The organism is Burkholderia sp. EMB26 (assembly GCF_024730645.1).
GTDB lineage: Bacteria > Pseudomonadota > Gammaproteobacteria > Burkholderiales > Burkholderiaceae > Burkholderia > Burkholderia cenocepacia.
The window spans coordinates 2,004,912-2,026,380 of sequence record NZ_CP078070.1 but is presented as its reverse complement, the minus strand read 5'-3'; the positions used below and the strand labels follow the sequence as shown (position 1 = coordinate 2,026,380).

Annotated in this window: 18 protein-coding genes; 14 read left to right on the top strand and 4 right to left on the bottom strand. The window is 66.4% G+C overall.

Annotated features, from left to right (window positions below):
- Positions 1 to 82 precede the first annotated feature (82 nt).
- The 4 genes from KU887_RS09515 (at position 83) to KU887_RS09500 (ending at position 5,486) form a co-directional block, all read left to right on the top strand.
- A complete protein-coding gene (locus tag KU887_RS09515) occupies positions 83 to 1,231 on the top strand; it encodes an ATP phosphoribosyltransferase regulatory subunit (RefSeq protein ID WP_006496416.1) in 1,149 nt (382 codons plus the stop codon).
- A gap of 113 nt (positions 1,232 to 1,344) precedes the next feature.
- Positions 1,345 to 2,691, top strand: coding sequence for an adenylosuccinate synthase (locus tag KU887_RS09510; protein WP_006496417.1), 1,347 nt, complete (start codon positions 1,345 to 1,347; stop codon positions 2,689 to 2,691).
- Positions 2,692 to 2,698: 7 nt separating this feature from the next.
- Entirely contained in the window at positions 2,699 to 3,295 is a 597-nt protein-coding gene (locus KU887_RS09505) for a phosphoribosyltransferase (protein WP_006485899.1), read from the top strand.
- A gap of 274 nt (positions 3,296 to 3,569) precedes the next feature.
- Complete coding sequence (locus tag KU887_RS09500; protein WP_006485906.1) at positions 3,570 to 5,486, top strand: potassium transporter Kup; 1,917 nt, start codon at positions 3,570 to 3,572, stop codon at positions 5,484 to 5,486.
- A gap of 110 nt (positions 5,487 to 5,596) precedes the next feature.
- Here KU887_RS09500 and KU887_RS09495 read toward each other — a convergent pair whose 3' ends face one another.
- Entirely contained in the window at positions 5,597 to 7,921 is a 2,325-nt protein-coding gene (locus KU887_RS09495) for a Tex family protein (protein ID WP_258250029.1), read from the bottom strand.
- 164 nt (positions 7,922 to 8,085) lie between these two features.
- Between KU887_RS09495 and KU887_RS09490 the strand changes: the two genes are divergently transcribed.
- The 3 genes from KU887_RS09490 to KU887_RS09480 all read left to right on the top strand — a co-directional run bounded on the left by KU887_RS09490 (position 8,086) and on the right by KU887_RS09480 (position 11,435).
- Positions 8,086 to 8,838, top strand: a complete 753-nt coding sequence (locus tag KU887_RS09490; protein ID WP_006485898.1) for a hypothetical protein — start codon at positions 8,086 to 8,088, stop codon at positions 8,836 to 8,838.
- A 76-nt stretch (positions 8,839 to 8,914) separates the two neighbouring features.
- Complete coding sequence (locus tag KU887_RS09485; RefSeq protein ID WP_006478692.1) at positions 8,915 to 9,130, top strand: YdcH family protein; 216 nt, start codon at positions 8,915 to 8,917, stop codon at positions 9,128 to 9,130.
- Positions 9,131 to 9,185: 55 nt separating this feature from the next.
- Positions 9,186 to 11,435, top strand: coding sequence for an ATP-dependent DNA helicase (locus KU887_RS09480; protein WP_006496420.1), 2,250 nt, complete (start codon positions 9,186 to 9,188; stop codon positions 11,433 to 11,435).
- A 121-nt stretch (positions 11,436 to 11,556) separates the two neighbouring features.
- Here the strand turns inward: KU887_RS09480 and KU887_RS09475 are convergent, their stop codons facing one another.
- On the bottom strand, positions 11,557 to 12,381 hold the full coding sequence (locus tag KU887_RS09475) for an outer membrane protein assembly factor BamD (RefSeq protein ID WP_006484415.1): 825 nt from the start codon (positions 12,379 to 12,381) through the stop codon (positions 11,557 to 11,559).
- A 41-nt stretch (positions 12,382 to 12,422) separates the two neighbouring features.
- On the opposite strand from KU887_RS09475, the gene KU887_RS09470 reads away from it, so the two are divergent.
- From KU887_RS09470 to KU887_RS09440, 7 genes are all read left to right on the top strand, one after another.
- Positions 12,423 to 13,634, top strand: a complete 1,212-nt coding sequence (locus tag KU887_RS09470) for an RluA family pseudouridine synthase (protein ID WP_034178468.1) — start codon at positions 12,423 to 12,425, stop codon at positions 13,632 to 13,634.
- Positions 13,635 to 13,640: 6 nt separating this feature from the next.
- The gene (gene pgeF / locus KU887_RS09465) at positions 13,641 to 14,480 is read left to right on the top strand and encodes a peptidoglycan editing factor PgeF (protein ID WP_012492651.1); all 840 of its coding nucleotides are present in this window, start codon (positions 13,641 to 13,643) and stop codon (positions 14,478 to 14,480) included.
- A 360-nt stretch (positions 14,481 to 14,840) separates the two neighbouring features.
- Positions 14,841 to 16,706, top strand: a complete 1,866-nt coding sequence (gene phaC / locus KU887_RS09460; RefSeq protein ID WP_006485252.1) for a class I poly(R)-hydroxyalkanoic acid synthase — start codon at positions 14,841 to 14,843, stop codon at positions 16,704 to 16,706.
- Positions 16,707 to 16,805: 99 nt separating this feature from the next.
- Entirely contained in the window at positions 16,806 to 17,987 is a 1,182-nt protein-coding gene (locus tag KU887_RS09455; protein WP_006485256.1) for an acetyl-CoA C-acetyltransferase, read from the top strand.
- A 121-nt stretch (positions 17,988 to 18,108) separates the two neighbouring features.
- Complete coding sequence (locus KU887_RS09450) at positions 18,109 to 18,849, top strand: 3-ketoacyl-ACP reductase (protein ID WP_006491801.1); 741 nt, start codon at positions 18,109 to 18,111, stop codon at positions 18,847 to 18,849.
- 119 nt (positions 18,850 to 18,968) lie between these two features.
- The gene (gene phaR / locus KU887_RS09445; protein WP_006485265.1) at positions 18,969 to 19,535 is read left to right on the top strand and encodes a polyhydroxyalkanoate synthesis repressor PhaR; all 567 of its coding nucleotides are present in this window, start codon (positions 18,969 to 18,971) and stop codon (positions 19,533 to 19,535) included.
- Between the two features lie 674 nt (positions 19,536 to 20,209).
- On the top strand, positions 20,210 to 20,725 hold the full coding sequence (locus tag KU887_RS09440) for a dihydrofolate reductase family protein (protein ID WP_258250028.1): 516 nt from the start codon (positions 20,210 to 20,212) through the stop codon (positions 20,723 to 20,725).
- An 84-nt stretch (positions 20,726 to 20,809) separates the two neighbouring features.
- On the opposite strand, the gene KU887_RS09435 is transcribed toward KU887_RS09440, so the two are convergent.
- On the bottom strand, positions 20,810 to 21,064 hold the full coding sequence (locus KU887_RS09435) for a hypothetical protein (protein WP_012328614.1): 255 nt from the start codon (positions 21,062 to 21,064) through the stop codon (positions 20,810 to 20,812).
- A 144-nt stretch (positions 21,065 to 21,208) separates the two neighbouring features.
- The gene (locus tag KU887_RS09430; protein WP_006485271.1) at positions 21,209 to 21,469 is read right to left on the bottom strand and encodes a transporter suffix domain-containing protein; all 261 of its coding nucleotides are present in this window, start codon (positions 21,467 to 21,469) and stop codon (positions 21,209 to 21,211) included.

Genomic DNA, 21,469 nt, shown 5'->3' with positions numbered 1-21,469 from the left:
GTTCGTTCCGCCCGATTTCGAAGTTCCGATTCAACTCGCGGCGCGCGTGTCGCGCGCCGTTTCCCGTCGTAGGACCGTACCGATGTCGACCTGGTTACTTCCCGAGAATATCGCCGACGTGCTGCCGTCGGAAGCGCGCAAGATCGAGGAGCTGCGCCGCAGGCTGCTCGACCGCTTCCGTTCGTACGGCTACGAAATGGTGATGCCGCCGCTGCTCGAGTATCTCGAGTCGCTGCTGACGAGCGGGGGCGCCGATCTGCGCCTGCGCACCTTCAAGCTGGTCGACCAGTTGTCGGGCCGGACGCTCGGCCTGCGCGCGGACATCACGCCGCAGGTCGCGCGGATCGACGCGCACCTGTTGAACCGTCAGGGCGTGACGCGCCTCTGCTATGCGGGCCACGTGATGCATACGCGTCCGCGCGGGCTGCACGCGACGCGCGAACAGATCCAGATCGGCGCGGAAATCTACGGCCACGCCGGGCTGGAAGCCGATCTCGAGATCCAGCAGCTGATGCTCGACGCGCTGCATCTCGCGGGCCTGTCGCGGATCCGCCTCGACCTCGGTCACGCGGGCGTGCTCGCGGCGCTGCTGGCGCGCGACGCGCAGGCCGCGGAGCGCGGCGAGTCGCTGTACGACGCGCTGTCGGGCAAGGACGTGCCGCTGCTGAACGAGCTGACCGACGATCTCGGCGCCGATACGCGCGCCGCGCTGCGTGCGCTGCCGAACCTTTACGGCGACGCGAGCGTGCTCGCCGAGGCGCGCACGCGCCTGCCGGTGCTGCCCGAAATCACGCGGGCGCTCGACGATCTCGCGCAGCTTGCGTCGCAGGCGAAGGGCGTCGAAGTCGCGATCGATCTCGCCGATTTGCGCGGTTACGCGTATCACAGCGGCGCGATGTTCAGCGCCTACATCGACGGCGTGCCGAACGCGATCGCGCGCGGCGGTCGTTACGACCACGTGGGGCAGGCCTATGGCCGGGCCCGCCCGGCAACCGGCTTTTCGCTCGACCTGCGCGAGCTCGCGCGGATTTCGCCGGTCGAGGCGCGCGGCACCGCGATTCTCGCGCCGTGGGCGCAGGACGACGCGCTCGGCGCGGCGGTCGCGGCGCTGCGCGATGCGGGCGAGGTCGTGATCCAGGCGCTGCCGGGCCACGACCACGTGCTCGACGAATTCGCCTGCGATCGTTCGCTCGTCGAGCGCAACGGCGCATGGGTGGTCGAACCCCGATAAACAGGCGTTCGCGGGCTGCGCTTCGGCGTGCATATCGTTGAAGCGAAACGGAAAAATTCGGAATCGCCCGCGAACATAGGTAGAATACGTTTTTAACCAGCTAACGAATCAACATGTCTGCCAGCGCAGTGAACGTGACTCCCGGGCGCAATGTCGTCGTCGTGGGAACGCAATGGGGTGATGAAGGCAAGGGCAAGATCGTCGACTGGCTGACGGACCACGCTCAAGGCGTCGTGCGTTTCCAGGGCGGTCACAACGCCGGCCACACCCTCATCATCGGCGGCAAGAAAACGATCTTGCGCCTCATTCCGTCGGGCATCATGCGTGAAGGCGTCGCCTGCTACATCGGCAACGGCGTCGTTCTGTCCCCCGAAGCACTGTTCAAGGAAATCGGCGAGCTCGAAGAGGCCGGCGTGAACGTACGCGACCGTCTGTTCATCTCCGAAGCCACGACGCTGATCCTGCCGTACCACATCGCGATCGACCAGGCGCGCGAAGCGCGCAAGGGCGCGGGCAAGATCGGCACGACGGGCCGCGGCATCGGCCCCGCGTACGAAGACAAGGTCGGCCGCCGCGCGCTGCGCGTGCAGGACCTGTTCGACGCGAAGACCTTCGCCGATCGCCTGCGCGAAAATCTCGATTACCACAACTTCGTGCTGACCCAGTATCTGGGCGGTGCGGCCGTCGACTTCCAGGCCACGCTCGACACGATGCTCGGCTATGCCGACCGCCTGAAGCCGATGGTGGCCGACGTGTCGCGCCGCCTGTACGACGCGAACAACGCGGGCCAGAACCTGCTGTTCGAAGGCGCGCAAGGCACGCTGCTCGACATCGACCACGGCACCTATCCGTTCGTCACGTCGAGCAACTGCGTCGCGGGTGCGGCGTCGGCAGGCGCGGGCGTCGGTCCGCAGAAGCTCAACTACATCCTCGGCATCACGAAGGCGTATTGCACACGCGTCGGCTCGGGCCCGTTCCCGAGCGAGCTGTACGATGCGGACAACCCGCAGCGCCAGGACCAGGTCGGCGTCACGCTCGCGAACGTCGGCAAGGAATTCGGTTCGGTCACGGGCCGTCCGCGCCGCACCGGCTGGCTCGACGCGGCTGCGCTGCGCCGTTCGATCCAGATCAACGGCGTGTCGGGCCTGTGCATGACGAAGCTCGACGTGCTCGACGGCCTCGACGAAGTCAAGCTGTGCGTCGGCTACAAGGTCGACGGCAAGGACGTGGACATCCTGCCGCGTGGCGCGGTCGACGTCGCGCGTTGCGAGCCCGTGTACGAAACGTTCTCCGGCTGGAAGGAAAGCACGGTCGGCATCAAGACGTGGGACGCGCTGCCGGTGAATGCACAGGCATACCTGTCCCGTGTCCAGGAAGTGGCTGGCGTGCCGGTCGACATGGTGTCGACGGGCCCGGACCGCGACGAAACGATCCTGCTCCGCCATCCGTTCAAGGTGTAATTCCCAGATGACGCAGCAAATCACGATGACGGCGGCAGACTTGATGACCGATCCGCGCAACGACGACAAGAACCTGTGGGTAGGCTGGGACGAGTATCACCGGCTGATCGAGCTGCTCGCGCTCCAGGTGCACGCCTCGGGCTGGAAGTTCGACCAGATCCTGTGCCTCGCGCGCGGCGGCCTGCGCGTCGGCGACCAGCTGTCGCGCATCTACGACGTGCCGCTCGCGATCCTCGCGACGAGCTCGTACCGGGAAGCAGCCGGCACCGAGCAGGGCGAGCTCGACATCGCGCAGTACATCACGATGACGCGCGGCAACCTGGCGGGCAACGTGCTGCTGGTCGACGATCTCGTCGATTCCGGCGTCACGCTCGCACGCGTGCAGGAGCACCTGAAGGAACGCTATCCGTCCGTGACGGCCGTGCGTTCGGCCGTGCTCTGGTACAAGGGTTGCTCGAAGGTCAAGCCCGACTATCACACGCAGTTCCTGCCGACGAATCCGTGGATTCATCAGCCGTTCGAGGAGTGGGACACGGTTCGTCCGCACAACCTCGAGGCGTGGATCAAGCGCGGTCGCGCGCAGCGCGACGGTTCGGGCGCGTAAGCGTCCGGCCGATCGAAGGAAAGCCTTGTACGGCGCCGCTTGCGGCGCCGTTTTTCATTGGCGCGCGGGTGGCGCCGGGCGGCGTGTGCGGCGGACCCGATAGGCAGGCGGCGCGGCCCCGGCTATGATGGCAGCCCTGCCACAGGTCGCGCCGGATTGCATGCGCGGCGTGGATCACGTGGTTCCACGGCAACACGGCAGGACGGCGTTTCACGGGGGCGCGAGTAGAATAGCGCTCGTTTTGTCCGACCCGGACCCGACTATTACGCTTCATATGAACGACACGACTCACGCGACCGACGCCGCACACGCGCCGCATTCGACGCAACAACACTCGATGCGGGCGCTAGCGATAGCAGCCATCGGCGTCGTGTTCGGCGACATCGGCACCAGCCCGCTGTATTCGCTCAAGGAGGCGTTCAGCCCCGCGCACGGCATCCCGCTGACCGAAGGCTCGATTCTCGGCGTGATCTCGCTGCTGTTCTGGGCGATCATCCTGGTGGTCGGCGTCAAGTACCTGCTGTTCGTGATGCGGGCGGACAACAACGGCGAGGGCGGCGTGCTCGCGCTGATGGCGCTGTCGCTGCGCCCGCTCGACTCCAAGACCCGGGTCGCGGGCGCGCTGATGGCGCTCGGGATATTCGGCGCCTGCATGTTCTACGGGGACGCGGTGATCACGCCGGCGATTTCCGTGATGTCGGCCGTCGAAGGTCTCGAGATCGCGACGCCGCACCTGTCCCATCTCGTGTTGCCGATCACGATCGTGATCCTGATCGCGCTGTTCTGGATCCAGCGGCACGGTACCGCGCTGGTCGGCAAGCTGTTCGGCCCGATCATGGTGCTGTGGTTCGTCGTGATCGCGGCGCTCGGCGTGTACCACATCGTTCGCGTGCCGGGCATCATCGCGGCAATCAATCCGTATTACGCGGCATCGTTCATGGCCGACCACCTGCTGCAGGCCTACGTCGTGCTCGGCTCGGTCGTGCTGGTGCTGACCGGCGCGGAAGCGCTCTACGCGGACATGGGCCACTTCGGTGCCAAGCCGATCCGGTACGCCGCGTACGGGCTCGTGATGCCGTCGCTCGTGCTGAACTACTTCGGGCAGGGCGCGCTGCTGATCCAGAACCCGAAAGCGATCGAAAACCCGTTCTTCCTGCTGGCGCCCGAATGGGGGCTGCTGCCGCTCGTCGTGCTGTCGACGGTCGCGACCGTGATCGCGTCCCAGGCCGTGATCTCGGGCGCGTATTCGCTGACGTCGCAGGCGATCCAGCTCGGCTACGTGCCGCGCATGAAGGTGCTGCATACGTCCGAGCTCGCGATCGGCCAGATCTACGTGCCGGTCGTGAACTGGCTGCTGCTGGCCGTGATCCTCTGTATCGTCGTCGGCTTCAAGAGCTCGGACAATCTCGCGGCCGCGTACGGCATCGCGGTGACGGCGACGATGGTGATCACGACCGTGCTCGCGTGCGTCGTGATGGTGAAGGTGTGGAACTGGAACCGGCTGCTGGTCGGCGCGATCATCGCGGTGTTCCTCGCGATCGACCTCGGCTTTTTCGGCGCGAACCTGCTGAAGGTCGCGCAGGGCGGCTGGCTGCCGCTCGGTATCGGTGCGTTGCTGTTCTTCCTGCTGATGACCTGGTACAAGGGGCGTCACATCGTCAAGGAGCGCACGGCGGCCGACGGTATTCCGCTGGAGCCGTTCCTGCAGGGCCTGCTCGCGCATCCGCCGCATCGCGTGTCGGGCACCGCGATCTACCTGACCGGCAACGACAAGCTCGTGCCCGTCAGCCTGCTGCACAACCTGAAGCACAACAAGGTGCTGCACGAACGGACCATTTTCCTGACGTTCGTCACGCGCGACATTCCGTACGTGCGCGACGACAAGCGCCAGAGCGCGCGCGATGCGGGCGGCGGGCTGTACATCGTCAAGGCCGAGTACGGCTTCAACGAGACGCCGGACGTGAAGGCCGTGCTCGAGGAATTCGGCCGCACGCACGACATGACGTTCGAGCTGATGGACACGTCGTTCTTCCTCGCGCGCGAAACGGTCGTGCCGACGCATCTGCCGGGGATGTCGATCTGGCGCGAGCGGGTGTTCGCATGGATGCACCAGAACGCCGCGAAGCCGACCGATTTCTTCGCGATTCCGGCGAACCGCGTCGTCGAGCTCGGGACGAAGATCGAGATCTGACGGGCCCGGCGCGCGGGCCGTCCGGCCGCGCGTCACAGGTACCCGGACAATGAAAAAGCCCGCCTTTCGGCGGGCTTTTTCGTACGGCGACGGCGGGTCTATTCGCTTGTTCAGCGCTTGAGCTTCGCGAACGCCGCGGCCATCGCGCCGGCCGGCTCCGGCTCGCGCGAACGCTGCGGGCGGGCGGCGCCGCGCCCTGCGTTGCCGCGATCCTGGCCGCCGCGCGACGGCATGCCGGGCGCTGTCGCGTCGTCGTCGAGGCGCATCGTCAGCGCAATGCGCTGGCGCTTCACGTCGACGTCGAGCACCTTCACCTTGACGACCTGGCCGGCCTTCACGACCTCGTGCGGGTCCTTGATGAATTTCGTCGACATCGCGGACACGTGGACGAGGCCGTCCTGGTGCACGCCGATATCCACGAACGCGCCGAACGCGGCGACGTTCGTCACGACGCCTTCCAGCGTCATGCCCGGTACGAGATCCGAGACCTTCTCGACGCCTTCGCGGAACGTGGCCGTCTTGAATTCCGGACGCGGATCGCGACCCGGCTTTTCCAGTTCGGCCAGGATGTCGCGCACGGTCGGCAGGCCGAAACGTTCGTCAACAAATTCCGTCGGCGACAGGCCGGACAGCGCTTCGCGGTTGCCGAGCACGTCGTCGATGCGCTTGTTGATCTTCGCGAGTATCCGTTCGACGACCGGATACGCTTCCGGGTGCACCGACGAGCGGTCGAGCGGGTTCTCGCCGCCGTTGATGCGCAGGAAGCCGGCGGCCTGCTCGAAGGTCTTGTCGCCGAGGCGCGGCACCTTGCGCAGGTGCTCGCGCGACGGGAACGGGCCGTTCGCATCGCGATAGTCGACGATGTTGCGCGCGAGCGTCGCGTTCAGGCCCGACACACGGGCGAGCAGCGGGGCCGACGCGGTGTTCGCGTCGACGCCGACCGCGTTCACGCAATCCTCGACGACCGCGTCGAGCGAGCGGGCGAGTTCGCGCTGGTTCACGTCGTGCTGGTACTGACCGACGCCGATCGCCTTCGGCTCGATCTTCACGAGTTCGGCAAGCGGGTCCTGCAGGCGGCGGGCGATCGACACGGCGCCGCGCAGCGATACGTCGAGTTCCGGGAATTCCTTCGCGGCGAGCTCGGACGCCGAGTAGACCGACGCGCCGGCTTCCGACACGACGATCTTCTGCAGGCGCAGCTCCGGATGTTTCGCGATCAGTTCGCTCGCGAGCTTGTCGGTTTCACGCGACGCGGTGCCGTTGCCGATGCTGATCAGTTCGGCCTGCGTCTGCGCGGCGATGCGCGCGAGTTTCGCGATCGAACCGTCCCAGTCGCGGCGCGGTTCGTGCGGGTAGATCGTGTCGGTCGCGAGCACCTTGCCGGTGCGGTCGACGACCGCGACCTTCACGCCGGTGCGCAGGCCCGGATCGAGGCCGATCACGGCCTTCGGGCCGGCCGGCGCGGCCAGCAGCAGGTCGTTCAGGTTGCGCGCGAACACGCGGATCGCTTCGGTTTCGGCCGTTTCGCGCAACTGCGTGAGCAGTTCGTTTTCGATATGCGGCTGCACCTTCACGCGCCAGCACCAGCGGCAGACGTCGGACAGCCATTTGTCGGCCGGGCGATTCTGGTTCGCGATGCCGAAATGGCGCGCGATCATCGCCTCGCCGGGATGCGGCACTTGCGCGTCGAGCTCTTCGCCCAGACCGAGCTTGATCGTCAGCACGCCGGCGTTGCGGCCGCGGAACAGCGCGAGCGCGCGGTGCGACGGCACGGTCTTGATGGTTTCCGCGTAGTCGTAATAGTCGCGGAATTTCTCGCCTTCCTCGTTTTCCTTGCCCTCGACGACGGCCGACGACACGACGCCCTGGTTGTGCAGGTAGTCGCGCAGCTTGCCGAGCAGCTCCGCCGTCTCGCCGAACTGTTCGGACAGAATGTCGCGCGCGCCGTCGAGCGCGGCCTTCACGTCGGCGACGCCCTTGTCGGCGTCGACGTACGCGGCCGCCTCGGCCTGCGGGTCGAGCAGCGGGTTCGCGAGCAGCGCCTGCGCGAGCGGTTCGAGGCCGGCCTCGCGGGCGATCTGCGCACGCGTGCGGCGCTTCGGCTTGTACGGCAGATAAAGGTCTTCGAGCACCTGCTTGCTGTCGGCCGCGTCGATCGCGGCACGCAGCTCGTCGGTCAGCTTGCCTTGTTCGTCGATGCTCGACAGGATCGCGGCGCGGCGATCCTCGAGCTCGCGCAGGTACAGGAGGCGTTCCTCGAGCTGGCGCAGCTGCGTGTCGTCCAGGTTGCCGGTCACTTCCTTGCGGTACCGGGCAATGAACGGAACGGTCGAGCCTTCGTCGAGGAGTTGCACGGCCGCCGCGACCTGGCGCGGCTGGACGGACAGTTCGGTGGCGATGCGCTGTACGATCTTGAGTGCTACGGTTTCCGTCATGTCGTGGATGGTCTGTCTGCCTGCTGAAATCGCGGCGCGGGCCGGCAGGCCCGGAGCGGCGGGCTGCCCGGCGGGCCCGACGGGCCAGAGGCCGCGGATGAATGAAGCGGGGCATTTTGCCATAAATGGCGGAGCGTCCAGCCGGGGGTGATAGAATTTGACACATGTCCCGCAGCTTTCCTACGACGTTGCCAACTTCCCGCATTTCTCTCGTCGCGCTCGGCGCAGCGCTCGCCGCGGCTTTGTCTGCCGGGCCTTCCGGCGCATTCGCGCAGGCCGCTGACGCCAGCGCGCCGGACGCCGTCGCGTCCGCGCCCGTTGCCGCCTCCGCCGTCCCGGATTTCGACGCCCGTCAAAAAGTGCTCAATCAACGCTCCGCGGAAAACGATTATCGTTATGCGGTGGCGGAGCACGATTGTTACAGCAAGTTCTTCGTCAATCACTGTCTCGGCAAGGCGCGCGACCAGATGCGCGAGGAACGGGCGAGCATTCGCCAGGAGCAGCTCGCGCTCAACGACGAGCAGCGTGCGGTGCGCGCGCAGCAGCGCGACCAGCAGCAGGCGCTGAAGCAGGCCCGGAACGCGGCGGAAGCGCCGCAGCGGGCGGCGAACGAAGCGGCGAACGCGGCTGCATTCCGCGACAAGCAGGAGCAGAATGCACTGAAACAGGCGCAGCGCGGCGCGGAAGGACCGCAACGCGCGGCGAGCAAGCAGGCATACGACCAGAAGCAGGCGGATTTCCAGCGCAAGCTCGACCAGGCGCACCAGCAGGCGGCGCAGAAGGCGCAGGAACGGGCCGACAACGCCACGCGCTACGAGCAGAAGCAGAAGGAAGCCGCGCAGCACAAGGCCGATGTCGAGCGGCGTCAGCAGGAAGCGGCCGAGAAGGCCAAGCAGCAACAGCAGCAGGGGCAGTAACGTGTTGAATTGATCGGGATCAGTCTCGGGCGCGTCGGCACGCCGGCCGTCGCGCTGCTTCGATGAGGAGGCAACTATGCAAAACCGTCACACGGAACAGCAGCAGGAATTGCACAACCGTTTGGCTGCATTGCAGGAGCAGCACCAGCAGCTCGCTCGGGAGATCGAGCTGAAGGAAGGACACTCCGACATCGACGACATCACGCTGCACCGGCTGAAGAAGGAAAAGCTGGCGGCCAAGGACAAAATCATTTTGCTGCAATCGCAGCTCGAACCGGATAAGCGCGCCTGAGCGCGGCCTGGCAAGCGCCGGCGCCGCCCGGGCGCTGGACACAGGAACGCTTGCCTTGAATTCACCGCTTGAAGCCACCCCCGATGCCCGGCGTGACACGACGTCCGCCGGGCGCGTTCGTGCGCCCGAAGGCACTTTCGAGCTGAGCCGCAAGCGTGTCGACGAGCTCGACACGATCTTCGGCGAAGGCGGGTTGCTGGCGCGCGCGCTCGACGGCTATCGGCCGCGTACGTCGCAGATCGAGATGGCGCGCGCGGTCGCGTCCGCGATGGAAGCGTCCGCGCGCCGGATGCCCGAACCCGAGATCTTCGAAACCCGCAAGCGGCCGGCACGCCGTCTCGGCGACGGCGACAAAACGGCCGGGCCGGCGGCGGACGATGCCGCGGCAGCCGAACCGGACAACGACGCGGGCGACAACACGCTGATCGTCGAAGCCGGCACGGGTACCGGCAAGACCTACGCGTATCTGGTGCCCGCGATGCTGTGGGGCGGCAAGGTGATCGTGTCGACCGGCACGAAGCACCTGCAGGACCAGCTGTTCCAGCGCGACATCCCGACCGTGCGCAACGCGCTCGCGGTGCCGGTGTCGGTCGCGATGCTCAAGGGCCGCGCCAACTATCTGTGCCACTACTACCTGCAACGCACGGCCGACAACGGCCGGCTGCCGTCGCGGCAGGACACGGCCTATCTGCAGGAAATCGTCCGCTTCGCGAAGATCACGAAGAGCGGCGACAAGGCCGAACTCGCAAGCGTGCCGGAAAACGCGCCCGTGTGGTCGATGGTCACGTCGACGCGCGACAACTGCCTCGGCCAGGAATGCCCGCACTACAAGGAATGCTTCGTGATGCAGGCGCGGCGCGAGGCTCAGCAGGCCGACATCGTCGTCGTCAACCATCACCTGTTCTTCGCGGACATCATGCTGCGCGACACGGGGATGGCCGAGCTGCTGCCGAACGCGAACACGATCATCTTCGACGAAGCGCATCAGCTGCCGGAGACGGCGACGCTGTTCTTCGGCGAGACGCTGTCGACGACGCAGATCCTCGAGCTCGCGCGCGACACGGTGGCCGAAGGCCTGAGCCATGCACGCGACGCGGTCGAGTGGGTGAAGCTCGGCGGCGATCTCGAGCGCGCGGCGCGCGATTTGCGCCTCGCGTTCGCGAACGACCAGATCGTGCGCATGTCGCTCGCGCAGCTCGGCGACGATCACCCGATGTTCGGTGCGCTCGACGCGCTCGACGCTGCGCTCGATGCGCTCGCCTCGGCACTCGCGAGCCAGGCCGAGCGTGCGGAATCGCTCGGCGCGTGCCTGCGACGCGCCCGCGAGCTGCAGGACCTGCTGGCCGGCTGGGTCGCGCCCGGCGCGGCGGAAGCGGCCGCGCAGGCCGATGCGGCCGTGGCAGGCGACAACGCGGCCACTGACGGCGATCCGAACGAGAAGGTGCGCTGGGTAGAGGTGTTCGCGCATACCGTGCAACTGCACGAAACGCCGCTGTCGGTCGCGCCGATTTTCGCGAAGCAGCGTGCGGGTGTGCCGCGTGCGTGGGTGTTCACGTCGGCCACGTTGTCGGTGCGCGGCGATTTCACGCACTACGCGGCGCAGATGGGCCTCAGCTCGCGTCGTTCGATGACGCTCGCCAGCCCGTTCGATTACCAGTCGCAGGGGTTGCTGTACGTGCCGCGCAACCTGCCGCAGCCCTCTTCGCCGGCGTTTACCGATGCCGTCTTCGATGCCGCGTTGCCGGCGATCGAGGCGTCCGGCGGTGGCGTGTTCATGCTGTGCACGACGCTGCGCGCGGTCGACCGGATCGCCTCGAAGCTGCGCGACGTGATCGAGGCGCGCGGCTGGAACACGCCGCTGCTCGTGCAGGGCGACGCAAGCCGTACCGAGCTGCTCGACCGCTTCCGCGCGTACGGCAATGCGATCCTGGTCGGTAGCCAGAGTTTCTGGGAGGGCGTCGACGTGCGCGGCGATGCGTTGTCGCTGGTCGTGATCGACAAGCTGCCGTTCGCGCCGCCGGACGATCCGGTGCTGGCCGCGCGGCTCGATGCGTTGACGAAGAAGGGGCTGAGCCCGTTCGCGGTGCATCAGCTGCCGCAGGCCGTGATCACGCTGAAGCAGGGCGCGGGCCGGCTGATTCGTGCGGAGACGGATCGCGGCGTGCTGATGATCTGCGACACGCGACTCGTCGACAAGCCGTACGGGCGCCGGATCTGGCAAAGCCTGCCGCCGTTCAAGCGCACGCGCGAGATCGCGGTCGTGCAGGATTTCTTCGACGAGCACCGCTCGGACAAGCGCGCTTGATCGCGCGCGCGGCGCTTGTCGCTTGATTGTCCCGGTGCCGCTTGCATGCGGCGCCAATAAAAAACCCGGCTCGATGGCCGGGTTTTTTGTGTGCACAACGGATGTTACATCGCGCCGTGCTTCAGAACTGCCACCACGACTTCTTCGCACCGGGGCGCGAATGGCCCGTCACATACGGGCTGTCGGGGAACGTGCCCGCGAGCACGCGCTTGGTGTCCTCGGCGAGTTCCGGCTGGTTCAGCTTGCCGTACGACAGGATCATGATGTGCAGCGCATCCTCGATCGCCGGCGCGCCCTTGTAGTCCTTGATCGCGAGCTGGGCGCGGTTGATGGCCGCGACATACGCGCCACGACGGTAGTAGTAGTCGGCCGCGTGCACTTCGTGCGACGCGAGCGCGTTGACGATGTAGCGCATCCGTGCGGCCGCGTCGGGCGCGTACTTGCTCTTCGGGAAGCGATCGACGACGACCTTGAACGCATCGTACGATTCGCGCAGCGCCTGCGGATCGCGTTCGCTCATGTCCTGGCCGGAGAAGCGCCCGAACAGGCCGAGATCGTCGTTGAAGTGGATCATCCCCTTCAGGTAGTACGCGTACGGGATATCCGGATGATCCGGGTGGAGCTGGATGAAGCGGTCGACGGCCTGGTCGGCGGCTGCCGGTTCGTTGTCCTTCCAGTTGCAGTACGCGACGTTGATCTGCGCCTGCTGTGCGAAATGGCCGAACGGATCGCGGCCTTGCAGCGATTCGAAATATTTCGCGCACTTGCCCCAGTCGCCGCCGGACAGTGCGTCCTGGGCCTCTGAGTATAATTTGTTGTTCGACCAGGTAGCCGTCTCGTCCTGCTTCTGCGGCAAGCCGTGGCAGCCGGCGATGAGGGCCGCGGCCGCTACCGCCGCAGCCCGGGCGGCGACGGTTCTGGCCGTGCGTTTGGTCGAATTCATCATGCTCGCATGTCCTAGCTTCAAGTCTCGGTGACCCAGTCTAAATGACCCGTTCAAGTTCGCAGAATGCCCAGCCGGGCACACCAAATCGCGAAGATTATAGCCCAAGCGATCGGCCCGCCGACGCTGCCTCGGGGGATTCCCTCGATGACGATCTGGCCGGCGACGCGATGCAGCCGCCCGTCGTGCCGTCCGTGGCGGGCGATGACGCGCCGCGTATCGTCGAAGTGCCGCTGTCGCTCGCCGGCGAACGGCTCGACAAGGCGCTTGCCCAACTGTTCCCCGAATTCTCGCGCAGCCGCCTGCAGAGCTGGATCGAGGCGCAGCGCGTGCTCGTCGACGGCGCGCCGGCGAAGATCCGCCAGCCGGTGCCGCTCGGCGCGAAGATCGCGCTCGTGCCCGATCTGCTGCCCGAGCAGCTCGCGTTCACGCCGGAGCCCGTGCCGCTCGACGTGATTTACGAGGACGACGCGCTCGTCGTCATCAACAAGCCGGCCGGCCTCGTCGTGCATCCGGCCGCCGGCAACTGGAGCGGCACGATCCTCAACGGCCTCCTGCATCGCTACGGCGACGCGGCGGCCGGCCTGCCGCGCGCGGGGATCGTCCACCGGCTCGACAAGGAAACCTCCGGCCTGATGGTGGTCGCCCGCACGCTGGCCGCGCAGACGGACCTCGTGCGCCAGCTGCAGGCCCGCACGGTGAAGCGCCGCTATTTCGCGCTGGTGTGGGGCACGATGCCCGAGGCGGGCACGATCGACGCGCCGATCGGCCGCGATCCGCGCGAGCGCACGCGCATGGCCGTCGTCACCGGCGCGTCGGGCAAGCCCGCGCGCACGCATTTCCGCACGGTTGACACATGCCTGTGGCAACGTCAGCCGGTTTCGGCGATTCAGTGCGATCTCGAAACCGGCCGTACGCACCAGATCCGTGTGCATTGCGCGCATGCCGGACATCCGCTGCTCGGCGATCCGGTCTACGGGCGCGCGCGCGGCAAGCGCTCGGTCACGCCGCTGCCGGACGGGTTCGCGCGACAGGCGCTGCATGCGTGGCGGCTCGGCCTCGTGCATCCGGTCACGGGCAAGGCGATGCAGTGGCGCTGCCCGCTGCCGGACGACATGAACGCACTGGTCGCCGCGCTCGGCTTCGGGCAGGGCGACGAGGAATTCGACGACGACGACGGTGTCTACGACGATGACGATTTCGGCGGCGAGTATCACGACGACGAGCCGTATCTGGACGACGATGAGGAGGAGTGAGTGCCGATGACGAACCTGGCGCCGTTGACGTGGCAGGACTGCGTGCGGCCCGACTGGCAGGTGTCGCCGCGCGTGCGCGCGCTGATCACGACCCGCGACGGCGGTGTGAGCGAAGGCCCGTACGGGCGCTGGCAGGACGGCGCCGCGCTGCCGGGCGGGATGAATCTCGGCCTGCATACCGGTGACGATCCCGGCCATGTCGCCGCCAACCGCGCGCGCGTGCTGGCCCTCGCTGGCCAGTCGGGCGCCGCATGGCTCGAGCAGGTTCACGGCGCGCAGATCGTGCAGGCGGACGCGGTGATCGCCGCCGCGCCTGGTGCCACGGCGCCGGTGCAAGCCGACGCGAGCGTGACCGATCAGGCAGGCGCCGTCTGCGTGGTGATGGTGGCCGATTGCCTGCCCGTGCTGCTGTGCGACGCGCAGGGCCGCGCGGTCGGCGCCGCGCATGCGGGCTGGCGCGGGCTCGCGGCCGGCATCGTCGAGCAGACGGCGGCGCGCGTCGCGGCGCTTGCGGGCGGCGCGACGGACGCGCTGCATGCGTATCTCGGTCCGGCGATCGGCCCGCAGGCGTTCGAGGTCGGCGCCGATGTGCGCGATGCGTTTCTCGACACGGCTCCGCAGTCGGAGCATGATGAAACCCGTCATGCGTTCGTCGCGATCGACGGCGCGCCCGGCAAGTTCCTGGCCGACCTCTACGCGCTCGCGCGCCTGCGACTCGCGCGTGCGGGTGTGGCGCACGTGAGCGGCGGGACGGCGTGCACGGTCGCCGAGCGTGCGCGCTTCTATTCGTACCGGCGCGACCGCGTGACGGGGCGCATGGCCGCGGCAATCTGGCTGGCCGATTGATTGCATGCGCATGCGCGCCGGCTTTGTTGCGCCGCGAAATCGAGTTATCTCGATATTGAGGCGGCAATACGGCGTTGCATGCGCGACTGAATGAAAAATCCCGACGTCAAGCTAAACAAAATGTTTTATGTTTCGCCGGAACCCTTGTCCCGTCTGTTGTGCGCGGATTATCTCCGTGCCGAAATGTTCAGTGGTTTGACGGGGCGCTTCACATGGGGAAAACGATAATGATAAAAATACCGCACTGCGGCAGAATCTGGAGACGCCTCTCCAGAGCATGACGGCCCGGCTCGCAGCCGGCACGCCGCGCGCGAGCAGGATTTCACGATTGACGCTCACGAATCACCGGTAAGGCAGGTAATGACAGCATCGAAAAATTCGTCGACGTCCGCGCATGCGGGCACTTCCGCGGGCAGCACCGGTTTCGATCCGGCCGCCCAGCCGATGCAGCAGATGTTCGAGTCGTGGTTGAACGCGTGGCGCGGTTTTGCAGATCCGGCGCGCGCCGCGACGGCATCGGCCTCCGTCAATCCGTTCGCGACATTCCAGTTCCCGACGTCGTTTCCGTTCCAGATGCCGTCGATGCCCGACTTCGGCGCGATGGCGTCGCCGTTCGCGGGGCTGAAGCTGCCGGTTGCCGCGATTCCGCCCGAACGGCTCCAGGCATTGCAGGCCGACTACGCACGCGATTGCATGACGCTGATGCAGCAGGCGGCCGCCGCGAAGCTCGAGTCGCCAGAGCTGAAGGACCGCCGCTTCAGCGGCGACGCGTGGAAGGCGTCCCCCGCGCATGCGTTCGCGGCCGCCTGGTATCTGCTCAACGCGCGCTATCTGCAGGAGCTGGCCGACGCGCTTCAGACCGATCCGAAGACGCGTGAGCGCATCCGTTTCACGGTCCAGCAATGGACGGCCGCCGCCGCGCCGAGCAACTTCCTCGCACTCAATCCCGACGCACAGAAATCGATCCTCGAGACGCAGGGCGAAAGCCTGCGGCAGGGGATGATGAACCTGCTCGGCGACCTGCAGCGCGGCAAGATTTCGCAGACCGACGAATCGCAGTTCGTGGTCGGCAAGAACCTCGGATGTACCGAAGGCTCGGTCGTGTACGAGAACGACCTGATCCAGCTGATCCAGTACACGCCGAAGACGGACAAGGTGTTCGAGCGGCCGTTGCTGATCGTCCCGCCGTGCATCAACAAGTTCTACATCCTCGACCTGCAGCCGGAGAATTCGCTCGTCGCGCACGCGCTGTCGAACGGTCATCAGGTATTCCTCGTGTCGTGGCGCAACGCGGATGCATCGGTCGCGCACAAGACGTGGGACGACTACATGAACGAAGGGCTGCTCGCGGCGATCGACGCGGTGCAGCAGATCAGCGGCCGCGAGCAGATCAACACGCTCGGCTTCTGCGTCGGCGGCACGATGCTCGCGACCGCGCTCGCGGTGCTCGCCGCGCGTGGCGAACATCCGGCCGCGTCGATGACGCTGCTCACCGCGATGCTCGACTTCACCGATACGGGCATCCTCGACGTGTTCGTCGACGAGGCGCACGTGCAGATGCGCGAGCAGACCATCGGCGGCAAGAACGGTGCGCAGCCGGGGCTGATGCGCGGCGTCGAGTTCGCGAACACGTTCTCGTTCCTGCGGCCGAACGATCTCGTGTGGAACTACGTCGTCGACAACTACCTGAAGGGCCGCACGCCCGCGCCGTTCGACCTGCTGTACTGGAACAGCGATTCGACGAGCCTGCCGGGCCCGATGTACGCGTGGTATCTGCGCCATACCTATCTGGAAAACAAGCTGCGCGAGCCGGGTGCGCTGACCGTGTGCGGCGAGTCGGTCGACCTGTCGCTGATCGACGTGCCGACCTTCATCTACGGTTCGCGCGAGGATCACATCGTGCCGTGGCAGACGGCCTACGCATCGACGTCGATCCTGTCGGGCCCGCTGAAGTTCGTGCTCGGCGCGTCGGGACACATCGCGGGCGTGATCAATCCGCCGGCGAAGAAGAAACGCAGCTACTGGGTCAACGAGGGCGACCTGCCCGAATCCGCGGACGACTGGTTTGCCGCGGCGACCGAGCAGCCGGGAAGCTGGTGGACGACGTGGGTCGAGTGGCTCGACGCGTACGGCGGTCGCAAGGTCGCGCCGCCGGCCCAGCCGGGTTCCGCGCAATTCCCGGTGATCGAGCCGGCGCCCGGGCGCTACGTGTTGCAGCGCGATTGACGAAAACCGGACAGCGGCGCACGCTGTCCGGTGCACCGCAGTTTTTTTAACAGGGCCGGTAACGACGCGCCGTGTCGTGCGGGCCTGGAGGAAAGGGAAATGACGGATGTAGTGATCGTATCGGCCGCGCGGACCGCGGTCGGCAAATTCGGCGGCTCGCTGGCGAAGGTTGCGGCGCCCGAACTGGGCGCGACGGTGATCCGCGCAGTGCTGGAGCGTGCGGGCGTGAAGCCCGAGCAGGTCAGCGAAGTGATCATGGGCCAGGTGCTGACGGCCGGCTCCGGGCAGAACCCGGCGCGGCAGTCGCTGATCAAGGCGGGGCTGCCGAACGCCGTGCCGGGGATGACGATCAACAAGGTGTGCGGCTCGGGCCTGAAGGCCGTGATGCTGGCGGCGAACGCGATCGTCGCGGGCGACGCGGAGATCGTGATCGCGGGTGGCCAGGAGAACATGAGCGCGTCGCCGCACGTGCTGCCGGGCTCGCGCGACGGGTTCCGGATGGGCGACGCGAAGCTGGTCGACACGATGATCGTCGACGGGCTGTGGGACGTGTACAACCAGTACCACATGGGCATCACGGCGGAGAACGTCGCGAAGGAATACGGGATCACGCGCGAAGAGCAGGACGCGTTCGCGGCGCTGTCGCAGAACAAGGCGGAAGCCGCGCAGAAGGCCGGGCGTTTCAACGACGAGATCGTGCCGGTGTCGATTCCGCAACGCAAGGGCGAGCCGCTGCAGTTCGCGACGGACGAGTTCGTGCGTCACGGCGTGACGGCGGAGTCGTTGGCGGGGCTGAAGCCGGCGTTCGCGAAGGACGGCTCGGTGACGGCGGCGAACGCGTCGGGGCTGAACGATGGGGCGGCCGCGGTGCTGGTGATGTCGGCGCAGAAGGCAGCCGCCTTGGGCCTGACGCCGCTGGCGCGGATCAAGGCGTATGCGAACGCGGGCGTGGACCCGAGCGTGATGGGCATGGGCCCGGTGCCGGCATCGCGCCGTGCGCTGGAGCGCGCGGGCTGGACGCCGGGCGACCTGGACCTGATGGAGATCAACGAGGCGTTCGCGGCGCAGGCGCTGGCGGTGCACAAGCAGATGGGCTGGGACACGTCGAAGGTGAACGTGAACGGCGGGGCGATCGCGATCGGCCACCCGATCGGTGCGTCGGGCTGCCGGATCCTGGTGACGCTGCTGCACGAGATGGTCAAGCGCGACGCGAAGCGCGGGCTGGCGTCGCTGTGCATCGGCGGCGGGATGGGCGTCGCGCTCGCGGTCGAGCGTCCGTAACCGGCCGTTCGTCACCGGCGTACCGAATCCGTGCGCCGGCCGATTGCGGCTTCGGCCGGCGTCACGTGAAGTCAGAGGGGGCCTCCGGCAGCTCTCGAAACCAAAAAATGGAGTGAGATTTATGTCTCAGCGAATTGCGTACGTAACGGGCGGGATGGGCGGCATCGGCACCAGCATCTGCCAGCGTCTGTCGAAAGACGGCTTCAAGGTGGTCGCAGGTTGTGGCCCGAACTCGCCGCGCCGGGTGAAATGGCTCGAGGACCAGAAGGCGCTCGGGTACGACTTCATCGCGTCGGAAGGCAACGTCGGCGACTGGGACTCGACCAAGGAAGCGTTCGACAAGGTCAAGGCCGAAGTCGGCGAGATCGACGTGCTGGTCAACAACGCGGGCATCACGCGCGACGTCGTGTTCCGCAAGATGACGCATGAAGACTGGACCGCCGTGATCGACACCAACCTGACGAGCCTGTTCAACGTCACGAAGCAGGTGATCGACGGGATGGTCGAACGTGGCTGGGGCCGCATCATCAACATTTCGTCGGTGAACGGCCAGAAGGGGCAATTCGGCCAGACGAACTACTCGACCGCGAAGGCCGGCATTCACGGCTTCACGATGTCGCTCGCGCAGGAAGTCGCGACGAAGGGCGTGACGGTCAACACCGTGTCGCCGGGCTACATCGGCACCGACATGGTGAAGGCGATCCGCCCCGACGTGCTCGAGAAGATCGTTGCGACGATCCCGGTGCGGCGTCTCGGCGGCCCCGAGGAAATCGGCTCGATCGTCGCGTGGCTCGCGTCGAACGATTCCGGCTTCGCGACGGGCGCCGACTTCTCGCTGAACGGCGGCCTGCACATGGGCTGAGCGTCCTGGCTGCGCGGGCCGGGTGGCCGCGCAGCCGGGCGTTTTCCGAAGGCCCCCGCCTCCCGGATTCGGGCGGCGGGGATTCGTCACTTGCGCTACGCTGCACTCAAAGGCGTTACATGACTACTACAAAGAAGACGGCCGAACGGCTCATCAAGAAGTACCCGAACCGCCGGCTCTACGATACCGAGACAAGCACGTACATTACGCTGACCGACGTGAAGCAGCTCGTGCTCGAGCAGGAGGATTTCAAGGTCGTCGATGCGAAATCCAACGAAGACCTGACGCGCAGCATTCTCCTGCAGATCATCCTCGAAGAGGAAAGCGGTGGCGTGCCGATGTTCTCGTCGTCGATGCTGTCGCAGATCATCCGTTTCTACGGTCATGCGATGCAGGGCATGATGGGCACGTACCTGGAAAAGAACATCCAGGCATTCATCGACATCCAGAACAAGCTCGCGGATCAATCGAAGAACCTCTACGAAGGTAACGCGATGAATCCGGAAGTCTGGTCGCAGTTCATGAACATGCAGGCGCCGATGATGCAAGGGATGATGACGAGCTACATCGAGCAGTCGAAGAACATGTTCGTGCAGATGCAGGAACAGATGCAGAACCAGGCGAAGTCGATGTTCAGCACGTTCCCGTTCAAGCAGCCGGGCGCATCGGAGCCCGAAAAGAAGTAACGGTTTCGCGGCAGGCCGGCCGCGGCGGCGCGAGCCGTCGGACGTCGGCGCCGCGAAGCAGGGCGGCCGCTCGCGGTCGTGCATTCGGGCACGACGATGCGCGGCTGCCGCCTGCGGAAAAAATCGCCGACGGTCGTCCAGGATCGTCGGCATCGAATGCCCGTGCCTCGTCTGCGCGGGCATCGCCGTTGTCCAGTCGATCGAGATCCAGTCCATACGAACGAAAGCCGGGACGCGCCGCGCCTGATGGTGTGGGCTCGTGCTCGCCTGTCGTACCATAAGCGGCGCTGCACGGCGAGGCGCGAAACGCGCGAGCGGTTCCCGCGCACGGCGAGCGGTACGATGCCGCGCCGATGCGGGGCGGGCGACACTCACGCCGTTGTCCGCGAGGTCGGCGCTTCGTCCGATGACGAGCGATGGCGTGCCGCTCAATGGCTTTCTGCCCGGCGTCGCAGGCGTGTATGCGGTGGTTGCGCACCCCGGCGTGATTCTGGCGCCGTGGCTCGGTCGCTTGGCGGCGAAGGCGATCATGGAAGCGCGATCCGGCCGGCGATCGAGCCGAGCGACGCCGCTCTGTCGACGTGGCGCAAGCAGCGGCAGGGTACGCGCATCGCCGCTATACTCGCCATCCTTGCATTCATGAAAGGATGCTTCGTATGCGCCCTCGCGTCAGTGTGTTTCTCGCGCTCAGTCTCGATGGATTCATCGCCGGCGACAACGGCGATCTGTCATGGCTGGAGCCGTTTTCATCGGATTCGCCGGATGACACCGGTTACACGGCGCTCATGAACGACATCGACGTGATCGTGATGGGGCGCAATACGTACGACACGGTGATCAACTTCGACCCGTGGCCGTATGCGGGCAAGCGGATGGTCGTCATGACGCGCCGCGAACTGGCGTCGCGCCACGGCGAAGAACCATTCGACGGCACGCTTGCGGCGCTGCTCGAGCGGCTGGCGAAGCAAGGCCATCGTCACGTTTATCTGGACGGCGGCTTGACTGTGCGAGAAGGCCTCAAGGCCGGCGTCGTTGATCGCATCACGCTGAGCTGGGTGCCGATCGTGCTCGGCACGGGGATTCCGCTGTTCGGTGCTGACCTGCCGCAAACGGTGTTGCGGCTCGACGATACGAAGCGGTTGCCGAGCGGGCTGATGCAGGCCATGTATGTGCCCGTCACGCAGGAGTGACGCGTATGGCGGTGACGCATGCAGCGCCGCGGCCGGCGTTGCATGCGCGTTGGCTTTGACTGGCGTGACGCGTTTCGTCGTGACTCAGTGCGCCGGGCCGAAATCCTGATCGTCGTCCGACGGCGGCAGGTCGAGCACGAGCTTGACGGCGCTGTAGTTGGCCTTCAGCGAGAACACGCGGCCGATCACCAGAAACGTCTGCCGGGAGTTTTCGAGTTCGACGAAGTCGCCCGGTTGCGGGACATGGGCGCCCTGATCGTAGGAAAAGCTGGTGCTGGTCTGTTCGCCGATGGCTTCTGCGGCGTGTTCGGTGAATTCGATCGTGAGGTGGGTAGTCATGCGAGCCCCGTTGGGTCGATTGAAGAGAGCGGATGCCGCGATTTTCGCATAGCGGCTTCGCGAGTCCATGCCGATTCTCGTGCGATGGGCTTGACCGACCGCGTGGCATGTCTTCCCAGACCGCCGGCCGCCGGCGACAGAGCGTTACTTCCCGATGCCACTCGCGTTTTTCCTGCAGAAGCGCCGAGTCACCCATCCTTTTATTTGGGCCCAGTATTCCTTTCCCAGCAGCGCGACGGCGGCCACGAACACGATCTCGCCGATCACGACCAGCGCCGGGATCACGAACGCCTTGTTCGGGATGGACGTAAACGGAAGGATCGGCACCGCGATCCAGTACAACAGCACGACGCCCAGTAGGGCCAGGCCGGTTTTCTTTCTGATGTTCGATTTCGATTGGGGCAT

What these genes read in the sequence shown, in the direction of transcription:
- KU887_RS09475 (WP_006484415.1), bottom strand. Translation starts at nt 12,381, where the DNA reads ATGATGAATTCGACCAAACGCACGGCCAGAACCGTCGCCGCCCGGGCT.
- KU887_RS09485 (WP_006478692.1), top strand. Translation starts at nt 8,915, where the DNA reads ATGCAAAACCGTCACACGGAACAGCAGCAGGAATTGCACAACCGTTTG.
- phaR (WP_006485265.1), top strand. Translation starts at nt 18,969, where the DNA reads ATGACTACTACAAAGAAGACGGCCGAACGGCTCATCAAGAAGTACCCG.
- KU887_RS09455 (WP_006485256.1), top strand. Translation starts at nt 16,806, where the DNA reads ATGACGGATGTAGTGATCGTATCGGCCGCGCGGACCGCGGTCGGCAAA.
- phaC (WP_006485252.1), top strand. Translation starts at nt 14,841, where the DNA reads ATGACAGCATCGAAAAATTCGTCGACGTCCGCGCATGCGGGCACTTCC.
- KU887_RS09435 (WP_012328614.1), bottom strand. Translation starts at nt 21,064, where the DNA reads ATGACTACCCACCTCACGATCGAATTCACCGAACACGCCGCAGAAGCC.
- KU887_RS09430 (WP_006485271.1), bottom strand. Translation starts at nt 21,469, where the DNA reads ATGCCCCAATCGAAATCGAACATCAGAAAGAAAACCGGCCTGGCCCTA.
- KU887_RS09470 (WP_034178468.1), top strand. Translation starts at nt 12,423, where the DNA reads ATGACCCGTTCAAGTTCGCAGAATGCCCAGCCGGGCACACCAAATCGC.
- KU887_RS09500 (WP_006485906.1), top strand. Translation starts at nt 3,570, where the DNA reads ATGAACGACACGACTCACGCGACCGACGCCGCACACGCGCCGCATTCG.
- KU887_RS09490 (WP_006485898.1), top strand. Translation starts at nt 8,086, where the DNA reads ATGTCCCGCAGCTTTCCTACGACGTTGCCAACTTCCCGCATTTCTCTC.
- KU887_RS09505 (WP_006485899.1), top strand. Translation starts at nt 2,699, where the DNA reads ATGACGCAGCAAATCACGATGACGGCGGCAGACTTGATGACCGATCCG.
- KU887_RS09450 (WP_006491801.1), top strand. Translation starts at nt 18,109, where the DNA reads ATGTCTCAGCGAATTGCGTACGTAACGGGCGGGATGGGCGGCATCGGC.
- pgeF (WP_012492651.1), top strand. Translation starts at nt 13,641, where the DNA reads ATGACGAACCTGGCGCCGTTGACGTGGCAGGACTGCGTGCGGCCCGAC.
- KU887_RS09495 (WP_258250029.1), bottom strand. Translation starts at nt 7,921, where the DNA reads ATGACGGAAACCGTAGCACTCAAGATCGTACAGCGCATCGCCACCGAA.
- KU887_RS09510 (WP_006496417.1), top strand. Translation starts at nt 1,345, where the DNA reads ATGTCTGCCAGCGCAGTGAACGTGACTCCCGGGCGCAATGTCGTCGTC.
- KU887_RS09515 (WP_006496416.1), top strand. Translation starts at nt 83, where the DNA reads ATGTCGACCTGGTTACTTCCCGAGAATATCGCCGACGTGCTGCCGTCG.